At 61.9% G+C, this 20,643-nt stretch carries 19 protein-coding genes; 17 read left to right on the top strand and 2 right to left on the bottom strand.

Features of this window, described 5'->3' with window-relative positions; genetic code table 11:
• Window positions 1–18 precede the first annotated feature (18 nt).
• The 15 genes from SK1NUM_RS10350 to SK1NUM_RS10280 all read left to right on the top strand — a co-directional run bounded on the left by SK1NUM_RS10350 (window position 19) and on the right by SK1NUM_RS10280 (window position 15,663).
• Window positions 19–633, top strand: a complete 615-nt coding sequence (locus SK1NUM_RS10350; protein ID WP_212321747.1) for a LemA family protein — start codon at window positions 19–21, stop codon at window positions 631–633.
• A gap of 61 nt (window positions 634–694) precedes the next feature.
• Window positions 695–1,618 (top strand): DUF368 domain-containing protein, encoded by a 924-nt coding sequence (locus SK1NUM_RS10345; protein ID WP_212321745.1) that lies wholly within the window; start codon window positions 695–697, stop codon window positions 1,616–1,618.
• The gene (locus SK1NUM_RS10340) at window positions 1,615–2,241 is read left to right on the top strand and encodes a TrmH family RNA methyltransferase (RefSeq protein ID WP_212321743.1); all 627 of its coding nucleotides are present in this window, start codon (window positions 1,615–1,617) and stop codon (window positions 2,239–2,241) included. The genes SK1NUM_RS10345 and SK1NUM_RS10340 overlap by 4 nt, the downstream gene beginning before the upstream one ends.
• A 140-nt stretch (window positions 2,242–2,381) precedes the next feature.
• A complete protein-coding gene (locus SK1NUM_RS10335) occupies window positions 2,382–2,954 on the top strand; it encodes a hypothetical protein (RefSeq protein ID WP_212321742.1) in 573 nt (190 codons plus the stop codon).
• Window positions 2,955–3,128: 174 nt separating this feature from the next.
• Entirely contained in the window at window positions 3,129–4,256 is a 1,128-nt protein-coding gene (locus SK1NUM_RS10330; RefSeq protein WP_212321741.1) for a radical SAM protein, read from the top strand.
• Window positions 4,253–4,939, top strand: a complete 687-nt coding sequence (locus tag SK1NUM_RS10325) for a radical SAM protein (protein WP_212321740.1) — start codon at window positions 4,253–4,255, stop codon at window positions 4,937–4,939. Before SK1NUM_RS10330 ends, SK1NUM_RS10325 begins: the two co-directional genes overlap by 4 nt.
• Window positions 4,936–5,772, top strand: coding sequence for a hypothetical protein (locus tag SK1NUM_RS10320; protein WP_212321739.1), 837 nt, complete (start codon window positions 4,936–4,938; stop codon window positions 5,770–5,772). The genes SK1NUM_RS10325 and SK1NUM_RS10320 overlap by 4 nt, the downstream gene beginning before the upstream one ends.
• A 120-nt stretch (window positions 5,773–5,892) precedes the next feature.
• Window positions 5,893–6,912 carry a class II fructose-bisphosphate aldolase gene (gene fbaA / locus SK1NUM_RS10315; protein WP_212321738.1) on the top strand — a complete coding sequence of 340 codons (1,020 nt, stop codon included), beginning with the start codon at window positions 5,893–5,895 and terminating at the stop codon, window positions 6,910–6,912.
• Between the two features lie 280 nt (window positions 6,913–7,192).
• On the top strand, window positions 7,193–8,710 hold the full coding sequence (locus SK1NUM_RS10310; RefSeq protein ID WP_212321737.1) for a sugar ABC transporter ATP-binding protein: 1,518 nt from the start codon (window positions 7,193–7,195) through the stop codon (window positions 8,708–8,710).
• Window positions 8,707–9,705: an ABC transporter permease gene (locus SK1NUM_RS10305; RefSeq protein ID WP_223927495.1), complete on the top strand. Its 999-nt coding sequence runs from the start codon at window positions 8,707–8,709 to the stop codon at window positions 9,703–9,705. Before SK1NUM_RS10310 ends, SK1NUM_RS10305 begins: the two co-directional genes overlap by 4 nt.
• Before the next feature lie 55 nt (window positions 9,706–9,760).
• Window positions 9,761–10,792, top strand: coding sequence for an ABC transporter substrate-binding protein (locus SK1NUM_RS10300; RefSeq protein WP_212321735.1), 1,032 nt, complete (start codon window positions 9,761–9,763; stop codon window positions 10,790–10,792).
• 139 nt (window positions 10,793–10,931) lie between these two features.
• Window positions 10,932–12,695, top strand: a complete 1,764-nt coding sequence (locus SK1NUM_RS10295) for an L-fucose isomerase (protein WP_212321734.1) — start codon at window positions 10,932–10,934, stop codon at window positions 12,693–12,695.
• Between the two features lie 139 nt (window positions 12,696–12,834).
• Window positions 12,835–14,232, top strand: a complete 1,398-nt coding sequence (locus SK1NUM_RS10290; RefSeq protein WP_212321733.1) for a rhamnulokinase — start codon at window positions 12,835–12,837, stop codon at window positions 14,230–14,232.
• Window positions 14,229–15,218 (top strand): LacI family DNA-binding transcriptional regulator, encoded by a 990-nt coding sequence (locus SK1NUM_RS10285; RefSeq protein WP_212321732.1) that lies wholly within the window; start codon window positions 14,229–14,231, stop codon window positions 15,216–15,218. Before SK1NUM_RS10290 ends, SK1NUM_RS10285 begins: the two co-directional genes overlap by 4 nt.
• A gap of 1 nt (window position 15,219) precedes the next feature.
• Window positions 15,220–15,663, top strand: a complete 444-nt coding sequence (locus SK1NUM_RS10280) for an RbsD/FucU family protein (RefSeq protein ID WP_212321731.1) — start codon at window positions 15,220–15,222, stop codon at window positions 15,661–15,663.
• A 315-nt stretch (window positions 15,664–15,978) separates the two neighbouring features.
• Here the strand turns inward: SK1NUM_RS10280 and SK1NUM_RS10275 are convergent, their stop codons facing one another.
• Window positions 15,979–17,262, bottom strand: coding sequence for a right-handed parallel beta-helix repeat-containing protein (locus SK1NUM_RS10275; RefSeq protein ID WP_223927494.1), 1,284 nt, complete (start codon window positions 17,260–17,262; stop codon window positions 15,979–15,981).
• Window positions 17,263–17,356: 94 nt separating this feature from the next.
• Window positions 17,357–17,947, bottom strand: coding sequence for a maleylpyruvate isomerase family mycothiol-dependent enzyme (locus SK1NUM_RS10270; RefSeq protein ID WP_014846005.1), 591 nt, complete (start codon window positions 17,945–17,947; stop codon window positions 17,357–17,359).
• A gap of 343 nt (window positions 17,948–18,290) precedes the next feature.
• Between SK1NUM_RS10270 and SK1NUM_RS10265 the strand changes: the two genes are divergently transcribed.
• Window positions 18,291–18,536 carry a hypothetical protein gene (locus SK1NUM_RS10265; RefSeq protein WP_212321730.1) on the top strand — a complete coding sequence of 82 codons (246 nt, stop codon included), beginning with the start codon at window positions 18,291–18,293 and terminating at the stop codon, window positions 18,534–18,536.
• Window positions 18,537–18,777: 241 nt separating this feature from the next.
• Window positions 18,778–20,571 (top strand): tetratricopeptide repeat protein, encoded by a 1,794-nt coding sequence (locus tag SK1NUM_RS10260; protein WP_212321729.1) that lies wholly within the window; start codon window positions 18,778–18,780, stop codon window positions 20,569–20,571.
• Window positions 20,572–20,643: the final 72 nt, after the last annotated feature.

The following is a 20,643-nucleotide window of genomic DNA, read 5'->3' as shown; positions in this document are numbered from 1 at the left end:
CTTCTAAGGAGTTGACTCATGACAAGCGCACTCGGTTTTGTGCTGGGCCTCGTCGGGTTGGTGTTGGTGCTGGTCCTGATAGCTGTTGTGTGGGGGGTTTTCTCCTACAACGTCCTGGTGAAAGCACGGAACGTAATCCAGGAATCCTGGCGGCAGATCGACGTGGAGCTGAACCGCCGTTACGAGCTCATCCCGAATCTTGTTGAGACCGTCCGTGGCTCTGCGGCCCATGAGAGCGCCGTCCTGGAGAAGGTGACGAGCCTGCGCACCAGTGCCATGGCTTTGGCGAACCAGTTCCAGGGAGCTCCCAGCGAACAACGCGCCGCCGCCGAGTCTGAGCTGACCAATGCGATCCGGGGCCTGATGATCTCCGTGGAGGCCTATCCGCAGATGAGGGCGAACACCAACTATCTGGAGTTGCAGCGTGAACTCTCCGACACGGAGGACAGGATCGCCGCCAGCCGTCGCTTCTACAACGCGAACGTGCGTGACTACAACACCCGCATTGAGTCGGTTCCTTCCAACATCGTCGCAGGCATGGGGAAGTTCCAGCAGGCCACCTATTTCGAGGTCAATGACCCCACAGTCCGGCAGGCGCCGGCTGTGAACTTCGGTCCTCCTGCCGGAGCCTGATCGCATTCGACCACCGGATAACGCTAACGTTTGCCAGGTCGCTGCGAAAACTAGGAGCCTGATGCAGAACCCGAGGCGCGCCACTGGGCGCTTCAACCCGCTTGCCGCCGTTGCAAACTTCGTCAGGGGGATCCTGATCGGCTCAGCTGAGCTGGTGCCTGGGGTCTCAGGGGGCACCATCGCCCTGATCTCTGGCATCTATGAGCCCCTCATCAACTCAGCTGACCACGTGGTCACCGCGATCAAGCACTGCGTGACTCTCAAGTTCGCGGCCGCCTGGGCTGAGGTGAGGAAGGCTCGCTGGGACATCGTGGTGCCCGCCCTACTGGGTATGGTCGTCGTGGTGGCCGCCATGGCGGGGGTCATGAGGGTGTTCGTGGAGGACACCCCGCAGCTTGCTCATGCGCTGTTCTTTGGGATGGTCTTGGCCTCCGTGGTGGTTCCCGTCATGGAGATCCGGCCCGAGGACAGGCACACAGGCGCCCAGAAGGGCATCCTGGCCGGCTTGTTCGCCGTCGCCGCGGTGGCTGCTTTCTTCCTGACAGGTCTCGGCGCAGGTAGCGTCATAGAGAATCCGCCAGCCTGGATGATCTTCGGGTCGGCTGCCATCGCGATCTGTGCCCTCGTACTGCCAGGCATCTCAGGATCCTTCATGCTGAAGATCTTCGGTTTGTACGTGCCGACCATGGCTGCTGTCGCCGACAGGAACTTCGGCTATCTGGCGCTGTTCGCGGCCGGTGCGGCTGTCGGGCTCGGCCTGTTCGTCAAGGGACTCAACTGGTTGCTCGAGAACCGGCACGCCGCCACCATGGCCATCATGTCAGGTTTGCTGCTCGGCTCGCTCAGAGCCGTGTGGCCGTGGGCTGCCGACGGCACTCCCCTCGCTCCCAATGTGAGCTGGCCCGTCCTGCTCGGCTTGGCGCTCGCTGGTGCCGCTGTGGTGGCCGGTGTCGTCTGGGCTGACCGGCGCCTGCAACGGCGGTGAGCTCCGAACCGGACGACCCCACGGCCCCAGTAGTGGGAGTTGGTCCCCATCCCGCGCCGTGGCCGCGTGATGAACGTCTCGACCCCGACCTGCTGGCCGGCGGTGACCGCCGCAATGTGATCGACCGCTACCGTTACTGGCGGGTGGAGGCAATTGTCGCCGATCTTGACCTAAACCGTTCCGGCCTGCACGTCGCCATCCAGAACTGGGAGCACGACTTCAACATCGGCTCCATCATCCGCACCGCGAATGCCTTCAATGCCAGCGGAGTGCACATCATCGGCAGGCGCCGCTGGAATCGCAGGGGCGCGATGGTCACCGACCGCTACCTTCACCTCCATCATCACGAGGACGAGGGATCGCTGTTCAGCTGGCTGGGGGAGCGGGGCATCGAGGCGGTGGGGGTGGACAACCTGCCGGGGGCCTCACCCCTGGAAGGCTGCCGTCTCGTGCGAGAGACCTGCCTGATCTTCGGTTCGGAGGGGCCAGGCCTCACCCCCGCCATGGTCGCCGGCTGTTCACGGCTGGTTGCCATCACCCAGCGCGGCTCCACCCGTTCGCTCAACGCCGGGGCCGCAGCGGCGATCGCCATGTACCACTGGTCCCTCCAGCATCTGGCCTAGCTGGTGCCGTGGCTAGCGGTTCCGGGGCAGATTGTGCCAAGAATCGAGCAAAGCGCTACTGGGTGTACCGTGAGCGAGGCGCCGCATCTGAGAGAAGAAAGCACCGGCGAAATGACAGTACCCGGCACTAGCATGAGGCCATGAATCCAGAGCGTTTCGTGGTCGGCCTGACGCCGTCGCCAACAGCCGCTCGCGTTTCCAGGCAGCGTTCCTCGCTACGTCTCCAGATCATCTTTGCAGCCATCTTCGGGGCAGTCCTGCTGATGATCTGGCTGGGACCCCAGCTCCTGCCAGGCGGGGTAGGTCAGGCGATGCAGAACATACTTCCTGCGTGGGGGCTTCCGGCCATCGCAGCCTTCTGGGCTCTCGCCACGCTGGTGCGCATCGGTGTCACCGTGTTTTTTCTCAGTCGTGCAAAACGGGACCTGGTGTCGCTGGACCAAGGTACTGCGTTCTACATCGACCCGGCGGGGATGGAGTTCGTCCGGCCACGACAGGTGCGTGCCCGCTGGGCTGAGATCACGGCGTTGAAGATCTCGGGGCCGTCATGGGGCGCTGGCCCGCGGCTCCGGCTGGAGGTGGCAGGTCAGGAGGTGGTGAGCATCCCCGCCAGTTTCCTGGCTGTCAGCCCAGGGGACATCGATTCGGCGGTCAGGGCCAGATCTATGGGGCGAATCGGCCTCGACGCTTCAGACCTGGACCGGATGCTGTGACGCCCTCTCACCGGCTGTGGATAGGCCGGACGTGAACCTCGCCGCCAGGGAAACCGGCGAGGAATTGCCATGCGAGACGGGATGTACCGAGCCTGTGCTCCAGCGTCAATAACTGCTACCCGGTCTTCATTCGTGTGTCTTTTCCGGTGCTACGCATCTCGCTATACTGTCAATATGACAGTTATTGAATCTCGTGGGTTGACGGGCATCTTGCGGAAGACGGGCAGCCACAGGGAGGCCGTCTATGAAGAAGGACTGCGATCGGCTCGCCAGGACAGATATGACGTGCGTGAATATGAGGCCGTGCCCTGGGTTTTCAAGGACGGGGGTGAGCGCAACGTCTACAAGAACTTCAACCTGTCGGTCTTCGTCGATGAGCTATGCAATGCCGACTGCCCGTTCTGCGTCTCCCTGCTTCGCTACGAGCACAAGAGCCTGATCTACGCCAAGCAGAAGATCTCCTCCGACGCCGAATACGAGAAACGCCTGTACGAAGTCCTTGAGGCCATTCGCCCACTGAATCCGTCGGTGAGCGTGACCGGGGGCGAGCCGACGATCCTGCCGCGTACATACATCATCGCCAAGGCGCTGAGAGAGCTCGGTTTCAGGAAGAAGACCATCACATCCAATGGGTCAGGGCTATTCCGCCCGGTCGGCGGTCACCGGGAGGCGCCCATTGACGCCCTGCTGGAAGCGGGATTCGACCACCTCAACATCTCGCGTGCCCACTGGGACGACGCCGAGAATGCGCGCATCATGCGCTACAAACGCACTGTCAGTGACACCAGCCTGGCACATCTGGCCAGGATCCTGTCCTACCTTGAGGGTGAGAGGCTTGCCCCGCGCATCAGTTGCATCCTCCTGCGGGAGGGGGTGGGGACCGTCGGAACGATGAAAACCTATCTCGACGTCCTGCGGGAGGTGGGTGCCAGGAACTTCATCTTCCGGGAGCTCATGGACTACGACCGCAATGCCGTGAACCTCCCCATGATGCGCTACATGGACGAGAACAAGGTGCGCCTGAACGATCTCTGGGGCGAGATCGACGATGACGCCAGTTTCCGCAGAGTCCTGAATATCCTCGGCTATTACTACTACGTCGAGGTCTACCGGTACAGGGACTGCACTGTCGCCTCCGAGTCCGCGGACCTGAGCCGGCAGTACACCGAGAAAGACGACAACCCGGACATGGTCTATGAGATGGTCCTGCATGAGAACGGCAACCTGTGTGGCTCGTGGATCGAGACCGAGGACATCCTCGACCGGTACGACGGCTACCATGACCGAGGGGCATCGCGGTGAGAAACGGTTACCGGGTTTACCTGTCACTGACCAGCAACTGCAACCTGGACTGCCCGTTCTGCTGCATGTACTCCGGCACTGGCCGCGAGACTTTCATCGAAGTGCGTAGAGCCTTCGACATCCTCGATATGGCCAACGCCCGCGGCGTCCCAGTGGAGGTCCAGCTGGAGGGAGGTGAACCCTTCACGCATCCCGGGTTCTGGGTCATCCTCCACTACGCGCTCACGCTGGACAACATCGTCAAAGTCAACATCCTCACCAACGGCATCGACCTCATCTCCCACCTGGAGCACATGGTCATGCTGCGCCGCGAGAGGCCAGAGGTCGCCTTCTGCCTGAAGGTGAGCGTCAACTACTGGATCCTAAAGGAGATCTCAGGCCACATGGACACCGTTGCCGCGGCGGTGTTCGCAGTCAGGCACGTCAAGGGGGTCGATGTGCTGCTGAACGTCCGGGAGCGTGTGAACGACGATTACCGGGGCATGATCGACTCCTACGGCCTGCTCGATGTCTCCAGCATCTACAAGCTCCAGTCGTACGGGAGACTGTCGAAGGCTGGCAGGCTTTACGGCAAACCGGTGATCGTGCAGAACATCGACGAGTGGGCGGTCTACGGTTCCGATGGGACACCTTTCGGTCATGACCTCATCGGTAGGTCCGAGCATGAGAGGACCCTCCCGTGAGGACGGTGAAACTTGATCTGGCTGACAGGGTGAGCACCGAGCAGCACGACTACACCCGCGAGCCGGGGCCGCTGAACATCCACCTGGCCTACGACAGCCTCGCGGAGATAGCGGATCTGGAGACTGCACTGACGGACTGTGCCCGTTTCCTCCGGTCCGAACAGGGCGCCGGGAAGCTCGAGGCTTCCTACACCTTCTTGGATACGCCATACCGGGCCGGAACCCCGGAACGGCTGGCGGACTGCTTACGGATCATGCACGGCCTGGGTATTCCCGAGCGGACAATCAATGCGCCGGCCAGCCTGTTGGGTGGGTCGGATGGGCTGCTCGATGCCCTTGTCGCAACCCGGTCGGTGCACAACATCAACGTTTGCGATGTGCTGGCCTGCGATCGCAGGCTGCTCGCCGGGCTTGGTGCCCTCCTCAGGGTGGCTGGCGGAACACTGAGGGCATCGAGCACAGCCCACGAGATGGCGCAGTTCCTGGGGGCGGCAGATGCCGTGGATGTGGGCGTCTTCAGTCGTGTCTATGAGGTCTTCGAGGCTCTGGAACAGCACAGCCACGTGACGGCGATGATCGTCAGGCTGGTGTCGCCGGCCTCGGCGCCCTTCTTTGAAGCGCTGGCTACCGGCGCCATTGCCGCGGCCCTGGGGGTGGAGCTCATCAGCACGCGGGACTACCGGATCGATGTCCGCAGGCACGGCAGGGCGATCGTGAAGATCTATGATCCTCCTGATGGGAGGAGCAGGCCGCTTGGCCCAGGTGAGACAGGCGTTGTCATCCACGGATCTGGTATCTACACCGGCTTTTCCCTCGACCGGAGGATATTCTGACCAGGGTGGCTCCGTCACAGTCGATGCCCATGTGCCGGATCTCTAAGACTGACGGTTCCATGGGGGAGTGGCCGCGATAGGCTGGTCCTGTTCCTAGTTCCAGCACGGAAAAGAGGCACCATGCCAGTTGCAACCCCTGAGGTCTATGCCCAGATGATCGACCGGGCCAAGGAGGGCAAGTTTGCCTACCCGGCCATCAATGTCAGCTCGTCCCAAACGCTGAATGCCGCTCTGCAAGGCTTCACCGAAGCCGGGTCCGATGGCATCATCCAGGTTTCCACCGGCGGTGCCGAGTACTTCTCGGGTCCTACGATCAAGGACAAGGTTGCTGGTGCCGCGGCCTTCGCAGCCTTCGCCCAAGAGGTCGCGAAGAATTATCCCGTCAACGTCGCCCTCCACACCGATCACTGTCCCAAGGACAAGCTGGACAGCTTCGTCCGTCCTCTGTTGGCCATCTCCGAGGAACGCGTGAAGAACGGTCAGCTCCCACTGTTCCAGTCGCACATGTGGGATGGTTCCGCGGTTCCGATGGAGGAGAACCTGTCCATCGCCGACGAACTGCTGGGCCGCTGCGCCAAGGCGAACATCATCCTTGAGATCGAGGTCGGTGTTGTCGGCGGCGAGGAGGACGGCGTCAAGGCGGAGATCAACGAGAAGCTCTACACCACCGTCGCAGACGGCCTGCGTACCGTCGAGGTGCTCGGTCTCGGCGACAAGGGCCGCTACCTGACCGCGCTTACCTTCGGTAACGTCCATGGCGTGTACAAGCCGGGTGCGGTGAAGCTGCGCCCGGAGGTGCTCAAGGAGATCCAGGATGCCGTCGGGGCCAAGTACGGTAAGGAACGTCCGTTCGATCTGGTGTTCCACGGTGGCTCCGGCTCCACCCCACAGGAGATCTCGGACGCCGTCGACTTCGGCGTGGTGAAGATGAACATCGACACCGATACCCAGTACGCCTTCACCCGCCCCGTCGCGGACCACATGTTCCGTCACTACGACGGTGTGCTGAAGGTCGACGGCGAGGTTGGCAATAAGAAGCAGTATGACCCGCGTTCGTGGGGCAAGGCCGCTGAGGCCGGTATGGCCAAGCGGGTCGTTGAGGCGTGCGAGTACCTGCGTTCCGCGGGAACTCACGCCTGATCTGTAACCGGTAGCCGGTAGAACCAGGCCGGGCGGCTGTCTTGCGAGGCAGTCGCCCGGCCTGATGTCCGGTTCCCTGGAGGATGCCAGGGTGGCAGCTTGGTCCACGAAGGTATATGACAGCGCCGCTATATGCTTTTGACTAGGTGTTTTAGAAAAAACCGTTAACTGCTTCAGAGTGCATTTGACGAATCCGGCCGCAACAGTGCTAGCGTTAACATCCCGAGGGTTTGACGGCGATGTCGCAGGCCTCGGCGGAACAGGACACGAAGGAGTGCAAGTGACGAAGCTGCTTGAGCTGAAGAACATCAGCAAGACCTTCCCAGGAGTAAAGGCCCTGCAGAACGTCAACCTCGACCTTGAAGCAGGAGAGGTCCTCGGTCTGTGTGGTGAGAATGGCGCAGGCAAGTCGACGCTGATGAAGATCCTCACCGGTATCTACACCGCCGATCCCGGCGGCCAGATCTGGCTTGAAGGTAGGCAGGTCACGGTGGGCGGTGTGGCTCATGCCCGTGAGCTGGGACTGTCCATCATCCATCAGGAGCTGAATATGGTCCCCGACCTGACGGTGGCCCAGAACCTATACCTTGGCCGCCCCGGCAGTCACAAGTCGGGATGGATCAATGACTCCAAACTGAACCACGAGGCCGCGAAGCTCTTCGAGCGGCTCGGGATGAACCTCGATCCGACAGCCCGGATCGGTGACCTATCCGTGGCCCGCCAGCAGATGGTCGAGATCGCGCGGGCGCTGTCCTACAACTCCCGGATCCTCGTGATGGATGAGCCCACAGCGGCCTTGACCGTTGGAGAGACGGAGGCCCTCTTCGGCATGATCCGGGACTTCGTGACTCCCTCCACCGGCCTGATCTACATCTCACACCGTATGCCGGAGATTGAGGAGATCACACACCGGGTCTCGGTGCTCCGCGACGGCCAGTATGTCGGCACCGTGACCACCCGGGATGTCGAGATGCGCGAGATCATCTCCATGATGGTGGGCAGGGAGGTGTCCGCTGAGGCGCGGCCCCGCACCAAGGTGACCTCCGGCGAGGTGATGCTGAAGGTCGAGGGGCTCTCCACCAAGAAACTGCTGCGAGATGTCAGCTTCGAGGTCCGCAAGGGTGAGGTCCTGGGTTTTGCAGGCCTGATGGGTGCTGGCCGCACCGAGGTGGCGCGTTGCGTCTTCGGGGCCGACCCACGCTCCACCGGAACGATCCAGGTCCACGGCAGGACGGTCAACGTCCGGGAGGCGTCCGATGCGGTCCGGGCCGGAATCGGTTACCTGTCGGAGGACCGCAAGCAGTTCGGGCTTCTGCTGGAACAGGACATCAAGGCGAACACCGTGATGGCCGCGATGCGCGACTTCAATATCGGTGGTTTCATTCTCGACGGCAAGATCCGCACTGTCGGCCAGGAGTACAGCCAGAAGTTGCGTGTCAAGACCCCCAACGTCCATCAGCTGCTCGGCAAACTGTCCGGCGGCAACCAGCAGAAGGTCGTCATCTCGAAGTGGCTCGTGCGCAACTGCGATGTCCTGATCTTCGATGAGCCCACCCGCGGCATCGACGTCGGGGCCAAAGAGGAGATCTACGACCTCATTGAGCAGCTCTCCGGGCAGGGCAAGGCGGTCATTGTCATCTCCTCCGAGCTGCCGGAGGTGCTGCGCCTGTCCCACCGCATCGCAGTCATGGCCCATGGCCGCATCACCGGCTTCCTCAACAACGAGGACGCCACCCAGGAAAACATCATGGAGCTGGCCACCGTCGGCAAAGCGCAATTGAAAGGAACCGCAGCGTGAGCATCAATGCCGCATCGTCCCCGCAGCCATCGAAGGACCTGCAGTTCGTGAGGTCCTGGCTTCAGCAGCTGTTCGTGTTCGCAGCGCTGATCGTGGTGTTCGTCTTCTTCATGTTCGCCGCCAGCAACTTCGGGCTGGAGATCATCCCAGGCATCCTCCTGCAGTCCGCGGCTATCGGTACCATGGCGCTGGGAGCCACCTTCATCATCGCCACCGGCGGCATCGATCTGTCCGTTGGCACGGGCATGACGTTCTGCGCCGTGATGGCAGGTGTCTTCATGTCCAGTGAATTCATGGACCTGCCGCTCGGGCTCGGCCTGCTGCTCACCCTTCTCGTCGGGGTCGCGGTCGGCCTCGTGAATGGCCTGCTGATTGCCTATCTCGACCTTCCGCCGTTCATCGCGACCCTGGCGATGATGATGGTCACCAGGGGCCTGTCGCTGATCATCTCGAAATCTTCCTCGATCAAGATCGCCAACCCCGATTACTTTGCGATCGCCAATGGGAACCTGGTGCCCTACCTGTCCAACGCAGCCCTGATCTTCGTCGTCTTCGGCATCATCGCGGCTGTGCTGCTCAGCAAAACCCTGCTCGGTCGTTATGCCCTCGCCATCGGCTCCAATGAGGAAGCCACCCGCCTCAGCGGCATCAACGTCAAGAAATGGAAGCTCCTGGTCTACGTCACCGCGGGGCTTTTCACCGCCTTCGGTGCCATCCTCTACTCCGCGCGCTTTGGCTTCGTGCAGCCCGCAGAAGGCCTGGGGATGGAGCTCCAGGTGATCGCGGCCGTGGTGATCGGTGGCACCTCGCTGTCGGGCGGGCGCGCCAACATCATCGGCACTATGACCGGTGCGCTGCTGATGATGACGTTGAGCGTCGGTCTCCAGATGATGGGCGTCCAGCAGCAGTGGCAGTTCGTCGTCACCGGTGTGGTCGTCCTGCTCGCTGTCTATGCCGACATTCTCCGCCGCAAACGGGCTGCCGCAGCTCTCTGATTTTGCACAGAAGAATTTGGGAGGCTCTCCTCCCATCAACCGAAAGGAAACCGCCATGCGCATGCTGCGCTCCGCACTGGCACTGTCGTCAGTGCTGGTTCTGGGTCTCGCATCCTGCTCCACCTCTGGTGGCTCCAAGAACTCATCCGATTCTCCATCATCACCGGTCAGCGCCGCCCCTTCCGTCTCCTCCTCCAACAGCGCCAACGTTCCCAAGGGAGACGGCAGCAAGACCATCTACTTGGTCTCCAAAGGCTTCCAGCACCGCTTCTGGCAGGCTGTGAAACAGGGCGCCGAGCAGGCTGGCAAGGAGTTCAACTACAAGATTGAATTCGTCGGGCCCGACAATGAGCAGGCCACGCAGCAGCAGCTCGACCAGCTCAAGACGGCCTTGGCGCAGAAACCTGCTGCCATTGGTTTCGCCGCCCTCGACTCGGGGTCCGCGGAGCCGGTGCTGGAGGAGATCCAGCAGGCCGGTATCCCGATGGTCGCTTTTGACTCCGGGGTGGACTCCACCATCCCGAAGACCACCGTCTCCACCGATAACAAGGCTGCTGCCGGGGTGGCCGCCAAGCACATGTCCGAGTTGCTGGGCGGTAAGGGAACTGTCGGCATGGTTTGCCACGACCAGACTTCAGCCACCGGTAAGCAGCGGTGCGAGGGCTTCCAGGAGTGGATGAAGACCAACGCCCCAGACATCAAGCTCCTGGAACCGCAGTACGCCGGTGAGGTTGGCCTCGCGGCCAACACCTCGAAGGCCCTGATCACCGCGAACTCCGACATCAACGGCATCTATGGGTCCAACGAGGCCACCGCCATCGGGGCGCTGCAGGGGGTCAACGAATCCGGCAAGAAACTCACCCTGGTCGGATTCGACTCCGGGAAGGCCCAGATCGACGCCATCAAGGCAGGAACAGAGGCAGGGGCCATCACCCAGGCCCCGGTCAAGATGGGCTATGAGACCGTGATCGCTGGCATCAAGGCAGCCAACGGCATGGAACTGCCGCCCACCATCGACTCCGGTTACTCCTGGTTCGACAAGGACAATATGACCGATCCTGCGATCGCGCAGAGCCTCTACGAATGACCCCACCGTTCCTGCCGGGTGAGCTGGGACTCACCCGGCAGGAACCTTTCTTGGCCGATTCCCGCGTCGCGGATCCGCCGGCTTCGGGACATCGGAATTGTTCAAGTCCAGCAACCACAACTGAAATGAGGGAAAACCCATGACCAATCACCCGAAGATCGGTATCCGGCCCATCATCGACGGCCGCCGCCGCGGGGTACGCGAGAGCCTCGAAGACCAGACCATGAACATGGCCAAACGGGTCGCTGCCCTCTACGAGGCGGAACTACGTTACACGGACGGCAGCCCTGTGGAGTGCGTCATCGCCGACTCCACCATCGGCGGAGTGGCTGAGGCGCAGGCCACCGCCGAGAAGTTCCGCCGCGAGAATGTCGGGCTCACGCTGTCTGTCACTCCCTGCTGGGCCTACGGCACGGAGACCGTCGACATGGACCGCACCATCCCTCACGCTATCTGGGGTTTCAACGGCTCGGAGCGTCCCGGCGCCGTCTACTTGGCTGCCGCACTCGCGGGACACACCCAGTTGGGCATTCCGGCATTCGGCATCTACGGGCAGCATGTGCAGGACGCTGACGACGAGACTATCCCCGCCGAGGTGCGGCAGCGGTTACTCGACTACGCCATCTGCGGACTGGCCGTCGCCCAGATGAAGGGACGCTCCTACCTGTCCATGGGGGCGGTGTCGATGGGCATCGCAGGCTCTGTGGTCAAGGATGAGTTCTGGACCAAGTACCTCGGTATGCGCAACGAGTACATCGACATGAGCGAGTTTGCGCGCCGCGTCGATGAGGAGATCTACGACGTCGAGGAGCATGAGAAGGCGCTCGCCTGGGTGCGTGAGAACTTCCGGCAGGGCGAGGACTTCAACCCGCCTCACAACCAGAAACCGGAGCTGCATGACCAGTGGTGGAGCTACTCGGTCAAGATGACGCTCATCGCCCGCGACCTGATGGCCGGGAACCCGCGCCTGGCTGAGAAGGGCTGGGGTGAGGAGGCTCTCGGCCGGGGTGCCATCGCCGCTGGGTTCCAGGGGCAGCGGCAGTGGACCGACGGCTTCCCCAACGGCGACCTGATGGAGACCATCCTCAACACCACCTTCGACTGGAACGGCACCCGCGCCCCCTACATCCTGGCGACGGAGAACGACTCCCTCAACGGCGCCTCGATGCTGTTCAACCATCTGCTCACAAACACCTCCCAGCTGTTCAGCGACGTGCGTACCTATTGGTCTCCGGGAGCCGTGGAACGGGTCACGGGCCACAAGCTGACCGGTCGCGCAGCCGGAGGCATCATCGATCTGCGCAACTCCGGATCAACCACCCTCGACGGATCCTTCGCTGCGGTCCGCGATGGCAAGCACGTCATCAAGCCGTGGTGGGAGGTCACCGAGGAGGACCAGAAGGCGATGCTTGAGAGCACCACCTTCCATCCGGCCACCTATGAGTACTTCCCTGGCGGGGGCATGTCGACGCACTTCCGTTCCGCCGGCGAGGTACCCGTGACGATGTGCCGCATCAATCTCGTCGATGGCCTCGGCCCCGTTCTCCAGATCGCCGAGGGCTGGACCGTCGAACTGCCTGACGAGGTCGCCACCGCTATCGAGAACCGCACCGATCGCACCTGGCCCACTACCTGGTTCGTGCCGAACCTGACCGGCGAGGGCGCGTTCACCAGTGTCTACTCGGTGATGAATGCCTGGGGAGCCAACCATGGAGCCATCAGCTACGGCCACATCGGAGCCCGCCTCATCACGCTCGCTTCCATGCTGCGCATTCCCGTCAACATGCACAATGTCCCGGCTGACCAGGTCTTCCGCCCGAAGAACTGGCTTGGTTTCGGCACCGCCGACCTGGAAGGTGCGGACTACCGCGCCTGCGCTCAGTTCGGTCCGCTGTACGGCTGAGGTCGTATCGGACCCATTCGTGCGGGAATCGCCACGAGTATAACTCGTGGCGATTCCCGCACCCCCGCTCAGGGGTCTCGCACCGCCTCTGCTAGCGCTAACATTCATTCTTAAGACCAGACTTTCTCAGGAGCCTCTTGTGACTTCCACCGCCCTAGCCGTTGACCTTGGTTCCTCCTCAGGGCGCGTGATCGCCGGGGTGCTGGCCGATGGCCGGATCACCGAGACGGAGGTTCATCGTTTCCCGCACACCGCCACCATGCGTGACGGCTACCTGAGCTGGGACCTTGACCTGATCTACCGGGAAATGGTCCAGGGCCTGAGGCTGGCCGTCGCCCAATTCCCGGACGCCGCCTCAGTGAGCGTCGACACCTGGGGCGTCGACTGGGTGCCACTGGATGCCGGTGGCGATCCCCTGACCCCAGGGCGCTGTTACCGGGACGAGCGCACCAGCCGTACCCTCGGGGGTTTCCAGGCGCGGCTTTCCGACGAACGTGCCTGGGAGCTGACTGGGATCGCCCCCGCCACCATCAACTCGGCGAATCAGCTGTTCGCCTATCTGACAGAGGAACCTGCGCTGGCGGCCCGTACGCACCAGATCCTGTTCCTGCCCGACTGGTTCACTTATCTGCTGACCGGGGTCACGGGCTGGTCCCGGTCGATTGCCTCCACCTCAGGCCTGTGTGCGCCAGGTGCGAACGCCTGGGCCAGTGAGGTGTTTGAGGCCCTCGGGATCCCTCGGGCCTGGGTGGGGGAACTGACTCCGGAGCATGGTGTGGCCGGGGCGTGCACCGTCCCTGGGCTGGAGCAGCTGACCGTGGTGCGTGCCGGTGCCCACGACTCCGCCTGCGCTGTGGAGGCCTTGCAACGCGACGAGGGTGCCACCTGCTTCCTGTCCGCCGGCTCCTGGTCGGTGCTCGGGGTCCTTCGTGACTCCCCGCTGCTGGGCGGCCAGGCCCGTTCCCTGGGGCTGACGAATGAGGCGTGTGCCGACCACGGTGTGCGGCCGCTGTTCAACATAACGGGTCTGTGGATCCTGCAGGAGAGCCAGCGCGACTGGAAGGCCGCGGGCCAGGTGCACGACATCGCGGAACTAGTGGAGTGCGCCTGCCAAGCGGACTCCCTCGGCGTGGTCATCGACCCTGATGATCCGCAGTATGCCCAGCCAGGATCCATGGTGGAACGCGTCACCCGGGCCCTTCAAACTGCGGGCGCGCTAGGGGAGATCAGCCAGGGACAGCTGGTGCGTGCATTGTGTGAGTCCTTTGCAGAACGCTATGCCCGGGGCGTGAGGGACCTGGCCGCGCTCACAGGCCAGCAGCCGACGCAGCTCAACCTGGTCGGTGGCGGCTCTCGTAATGTGCTTCTGTGTGACCTGACCGCACGCTGCCTCGGGATCCCCGTGCTGGCGGGGCCTGCTGAGGCCTCAACCCTCGGTTCGCTGCTGGTGCAGTTCGAGGTGATGGGGGCTCTCGAGCCTAACCAAAGGAATGAGGTCATCGCGGCCACCGCTGAGACCCGGATCCACCGGCCATGAGGTTCAGCGCCAGACAGGCTCGCCTGTCCGATGTCGCCAAGCTTGCGGGGGTCTCCAGCCAGACCGTCTCCCGGGTAGTTCGAGGGGCCAGCGTCGTGGCGCCCGAGACCCGGGAACGGGTGCTGGCTGCGGTGGAGGAACTTGGCTATCGTCCCAACCTGGCTGCCAGGTCGCTGTCGAATCGCCGCACCGGCGTGATCCATGTGGTCAATGCCACCCCGCTGTTCGGTGGGCACGCCCGCACCTTTCTCTCCGTGGTCTCGGAGCTTGGGAGACTCGGCTATCAGACTTCCATAGCCGGTAGCCCGGCCGATCAGAAACCCACTCTCGACCAATTGGTTCCGCTGGGGGTGGACGGAATTGTCGTGCTGGGAGGGCACGCCCAGTCCGCAGGCCTCGTGTCGGTGGTGCACGGCCGGATCCCCGCGGTCTTCATCGGGCAGCGTTCCGGCCTGCCGGATGACGTTGCCAGCGTCGCCATAGACCAGGAGGCAGCCGCCCGCACAGCGACGCGACACCTCATCGAGCTTGGGTGCAGCCGCCTGCTGCACATCTGTGGGCCATCCGACTGGCTCGACGCCCACGAGCGCCGTGACGGCTTCCAGGCGGTCTGTGAGGAGGCAGGAATTGAACCGGTCAAGGTGTCGGCTGGGTCCTGGACTGCCTCCAGCGGCTATCTGCTCGGAGCCCAATTCCCCAGCGGCATCGACGGGCTGTTTGCCAGCAACGACCACCTGGCTCTCGGGGCGTTGCGCTGGCTTGCCGAGCACGGCCGCAGCGTTCCCGGGGAAGTCGCTGTGGTTGGCATCGACGATGTCGACGGGTCAGACAGCTTCCTACCGCCCCTGACCACGATCCGCCAGCCGCACCACGAGGTGGGGGCGTGCGCTGTCGGGCATCTGGCCGAGTTGATCGGGGGAGGACCGGCGCGGCACACGATCCTGGAGCCCGAGCTGATAATCCGAGAATCCACGAAAGGACACTGAGATGCTGTACGGACCCATGACCCACCCAGGCTTGCTGGCGGCGCTGGGGCGCAGTGGGCACAGCGGCAAGATCCTGATCACCGACGGCAACTACCCGGTCGCAAGTGGCGCACCCGCGGCGGCGGAACGCATTTTCCTGAACCTTGCGCCCGGTCTGCTGAATGTCACCCAGATCCTTGCCGTGCTGAAGGACACCATCCCCATCGAACGAGCTGGCCTGATGGTGCCCGCCGCGGACGCGGTGGGCATCGAGGCCCCGGAGGTGATCCCCGCCCACGACGAGTACCGTGCCGCCCTGCCCGGCGTGGCCTTCGACGAGATTCCCCGCTGGGACTTCTACGACGCCGCGAAGGCCGAGGACGTCACCGTCGTCATCGTCTCGGCCGACCAGCGGCTTTACGCCAACCTGCTGCTCACCATCGGGGTGCGCGCCCCCGGCGAATGACGACAACCCGGGAGGGTTTCCCTTCCGGCGCTGATTGAGCCGAGCCCCGCGAGCCGGTGGGGTTTCCCTTTCCGGAGCTGGCTGAGTCGATTCGCGAGCGTCAGCGAGCCGACCTGTCCTTTCCGGAATTGGTCGAGCTGATCCGCGAGCGTCAGCGAGGCGGTCTGTGACTCTCCGAAGTTGGTTGAGCCGACCAGCGAGCGTCAGCGAGCCGGTCGTGTCGAAACCATGTGGCTAACCGCCCTGCGCCGATCGCGGCTGGCGGCATGGACGGGCGGCCGGGGGAGGGATTCCCGGCCGCCCGTTGTAGCCATGTCAGGAATTGGTGACCGAACCGCTCACCTCCCCCTCCACCTTGCCACCGTTGGTGGAAGCGATGGTGATCGCCGAGCTGCTTCCTGCCGTCGCACCGCCGGTGATGGTGGTGCCGTCCAGGATCAGGTGCAGCGTGGCTCCGTTGCTTCCGGACTTGCCCCAGCGGTCCTCGTCGGCTTTGACGCCGACTGAGGCGCTGGAGGTGATCTCCACGTTCGTGAGGGTCGCGGAGGTGGTGGTGTTGGTGGCGTAGAGCACCGCGTCCGTGCCGTTTGCGGTGAGTTTCGTGTTGGTCATCGTGAACGTGGACCGGGTGGCGGTGGCGTCCTTGTCGTGCGCGTCACCGCTGAAGGACTGGTAGAGCATCACGGCCTTCTTGCCGTTGGATGTGACCGTGGAATCGGTCAGGGTGGCGGAGTTCTTGCCTTCCACCACGACCACCTCGGAGTCCTTCGCCTCCCCCGTGACCCCGCTGGCCGAGATCTGGCCGGTGGAGTACAGCAGGGGAGAGCCGTCGCCCTCGGTGTTCAGGTCGTTGGTCCCGGTGACCGTGACGGTGCCGTTGCCGCGGTCGGTGGCCAGGGTGGCGGAGTGCGCTCCGCGCGTGTGGATGGCCACGTTCTCGCCGGTGATGGCTCCCTGGTAGGTGGCGTGCAGGCCACGCGAGGAGTTCGCGTGGGTCTCGATGGTGGTCTGCCCCACCGTGGCGGTGGCGCCGCCGGTGGCCACGACACCGTTCGAACCGGATGACTGGGTGGTGATGGTCGTGTTCTCCACCGTCACGCTGGATCCCTCACCGGCCACCAGCACCGCGGAATTGAATCCGTAGAAGTTCGACTGCTCCTCGTTGGAGGTGTCCCCGGATTTGGTGATCCCGGCGTTCCTGATGGTCAGGCTGCCGCCGTTGACCACCAGGAAGACGGCCTGGTCGGCGGTGGCGGAGGAGTAGGTTCCGCCGTCGATCACCGCGTCGATGCCGTCGACGACGTAGGCACCGGACAGGGTCGTGGACTTACCGTCGATGGTCACGCTCACCTGACCGGAGGGCAGCTCGGTGTTCGTGCCGGCTGCGGTACTCGCCGCCGAGGTGGCCCCGGCGCTGGAGCCGGTCGTGGTTCCCGCGGAGGTGGTCGAGGCTTTCGTGGCCGGCGCTGTGCTGCTCACCGAGGCGGGTTCCTCCGCCTTCACATCGCTCGCGTTCACGCATCCGACGAGGGTCCCGGCCGCCAGCAGGACTGCTGCGGCGAGCCCCGCGAACCTGGCCGTGATCTTCCTGAATCCCATTGCTGTCCCGCCTTTCGGTTTCGTCCCTTGGGAAGAATCCTTGGGCTCGCAACGATGGGTTTCCCCTGAGAAGCCAGTGCGTTTCCTGTGAACCTCAGAACTTCACGATCTCCACCCGGGCGGCCTCGGTGCGCCCGTACACCCACATCAGCAGTTCACCGGGTTCGCCCGTGATCTGTTTGGTGACGGGGCCGCGCCCGATCCTCCCGTGGCCACCCTGCGGGGTGCGGAACTCCCAGGATGCGAACGGGTGCAGCTGCCAGGAGGCCGTCCTGAGACGCCGCCACAGGGCCTCGGCCAGGTCGGGGGAGATCTCCTGTTTGGGCAGCCGGTTCGGGCGGCGCACGTCCTCGGTGTGGATGAAGTACTCGCCGAGGGAGTGCCGGTGATCCTCCCGGGGATCGGTCGGCATGCACGCGAAGGACGCCGGGCCGGTGCGGATCTCCTCGACCAGCCCGGCGTAGGAGAACCGTTCCTTCGTCCGCCGGATCTCCCGGTCCGTGAGCCACGAGAACGGCGGCAGCAGCATTCCCGCCCAGGCGAGGGGCTCGTGGTTCAGGATCCAGATGTGCGCGGCGAGATCGAACGCGGTCCAACCCGAGCACAGCGTCGGGGCATCCGGAGCGACCATGGACAACACGCGACAGAACTCATCGCGCTGGGCGTTACGCAACTCTGCGGTCATGCAACCGAGCTTACCCGGGGTTGTAGCAGATATGCTTGGCGGATACTCAAGGTAGGAACATCGAAGTTCATGGGAGTCGTGATGGATACAGGACGAAAACTCGGTTTTGCCGGGCTTTTATGTGTCATTTCTGCCGTGTTGGGGTTGAGCTCCTGCAGCGGGGGGCAGACGCAGACTGCGCCTTCCCTCGAGGCAAGCGCCGAAACCTCTCAGGCGACGCCAAACGCCGCAGAGTCATCCGCGGCCGGGGAGGCCAGCGGCCCGAATGATCCCTTGACCTCGGAACTGGTCAAGGGCAGAGAAATACCCGCAACCTGGCCCTCAGAACTGCCGCTTCAAGAGAATGAAACGACTCATCGTCGTCAATGACATGTCAAACCTCACATCCCTCAAATGGAGCGTGAAGAGCCAGGAATCGTATACACGGCTGGTCGAGCAGTACCGGCAGCTTCCCAGCTGGCAGGAGAAAACGCTCTCCTACGAGATTCCCGGCATGGAACAGACCGAATTCATCAAGGACAATATGCGGGTCTCGATCTCCTACAGCTCGCAGGGCATGCAACTGCTCGACCTGTCCCTGTACAAATAAGAAACTGCTCGGGTCGCCCCGAGGGTTTTGGTAAAATTTACTTGCGTTACTCCAAGATGCCTGTTGACTTGGCCGGCTGTTGGGATAGTGGGCTCCGAAGAGAAAGGAAAACTTTATGGGCAGGTGGAAATGTCCTATGTGTGGAAGAGCGGGGCGTCAGACCAAGGAACATGTTTGGCCAAAATGGCTTCGCCAGTCTCCCATGGCGAAAAACTTATTGGCAAATGCGCATGGAGAGAGAATGCCTTACGAATATGCTGATCTTTGCATTGAAAACGGTAGAGTTGTGGCAGTTCCTAAAAATGTCAATGCCGCCAAGCTGGTTCCGCAAATCACTGCTCCGGTTTGTTCCAAATGCAACAACGGTTGGATGAGTATTTTGGAGGCGAAGGTGAAGCGTGTTCTCTCGCCCGTGATCATGAAGAGTTCCACCGTCCATGCAAGCGGTCTCGATACGCGATATCTGGCAGTTTGGGCAGTGAAAACCGCCATGACCTATATTATTGCTTTAAAGAAGAGCCAGGGGTGCTTTACCGATACTGAGGTGCGCAGAATGGCTGCGCATCAGGAGATACCAACGCGCTGCAAGGTGTGGATTCGACCCGTGATGGGGCTAAAGCAATTCATCGCAACGCGCTATGAAGGTCTATTTATGCCGGGTGGTCACAACATGGCGCAACCATCTTTTCGAGACAATCTGGCGCTGATGCTCATAGGTATGCCGAACTTGATACTTGTTGTCGGCATTGCTCCCGATCAGGAAAGTCTCTGGTTATTGGAAATGCTGTTACCAAAGGAATTCGGAACCGTGAAAGCGCCGCTGATTTGGCCAGACCCCGGAGGGGTGGTCTTGGCGGCGGGGTTCGATGATAAGGACGACTTTGATCCGCTAACCATTTTCAATGGCTTGTTTCTGCTGGCGGAAAACAGCGACGGGTCGATTTTAGATCTAAGTTCACAAGAGTTGTCGGCAATTCTGGAAGGAGAAAAATTGCCGGCGACCCTTCTGCGTGTAGCTGTTGATGATTTTGTGAGCCAGTGTGAATCTGGGTCCTTGGGTGAGTCGGATTTGATCGACGGAGTACTTTTTAAGTCTGCTGGAAGAGGTCTTGATAACGAGCAGCTTGATAGGTTGTTTCGTGCTTCTCTCGAAATGGTTGAAAACCACGCTGCTTCTCGACCTGCCGAAGTCGCTCGTCGCTGTTATAACCTTGGAAATCTATTCCATTTCTCTCCTGGTGGCTACTCTGTCCAATTCTTTGTCAGCTTCCTCATGTTCTATTGCTGCGTGTCAATTCCGGGTGGCGGATATGGCGAAAGGAAAGACGCATTTGGGCTTGCAGGGCACTCGGCGTGGCGGATCAAAGCGTATAAAGCTGCGGTTGACATGTATCGTGCTCAGTTATCTCTCTCGACTGAAGATGCGAAAGCGAGATTTAATCTTGCGGAATCATTGTTCTGGAGTGGGGAGTTTGTTCAAGCGTCTGATGTGCTTGAAGAGGTGAATGCCGTCGATGGCTCTTCTGTTGGAGATAGCGCTGCTTGTTTGAAGGTTGCTATTTCTGTGATCGTTGACCTGCTTGGCTTAACCAGAATCGCTGGGTATGGAGGTGCTGAGGCGAGGCGGTTATTCGAAACTGGCTTCGATGAGTTAGGTCGTTTGGATGAGCTAAATAATTCTCTTAGGGAGAGGCTTCTTGAGGAAGTCGCCAAAGTCGATGATATTCCTGCTGACATGCATGCGATTGTCAAGGCATATCTCTTGGGTGAAATAGATTCGTGGGTTGCTGCTGCGGTGATCTTGTTGAGACTTGATAAGGGCCACCCTGCGCTCAAGTCGGTCATACGAAAAGGGGGGTCGCTGGGGCGAGAGTTTTCTGAATTATTTTCGCGGCAGATTGACTCCCTGGGGTGCGGGGCGGAACTTCCCGGTGGGGTGAATGCTATTGAATTAGCTCTAAGCAATTCATATCCTAAGTATCAAAGTACTGTTCGCTTTCTTGGGGAAAACAATGAGATATATCGAGTTCTCTGAAGACTGGTGTCGAGGTTAACTTAGAGTATCTTTGATCTTGCTGTCAGTGATTGTTGTTTTATCAGTCAGCAT

The sequence above is a fragment of the Arachnia rubra genome (assembly GCF_019973735.1).
Classification (GTDB): domain Bacteria; phylum Actinomycetota; class Actinomycetes; order Propionibacteriales; family Propionibacteriaceae; genus Arachnia; species Arachnia rubra.
This window is presented reverse-complemented; position numbering and strand designations above follow the sequence as displayed.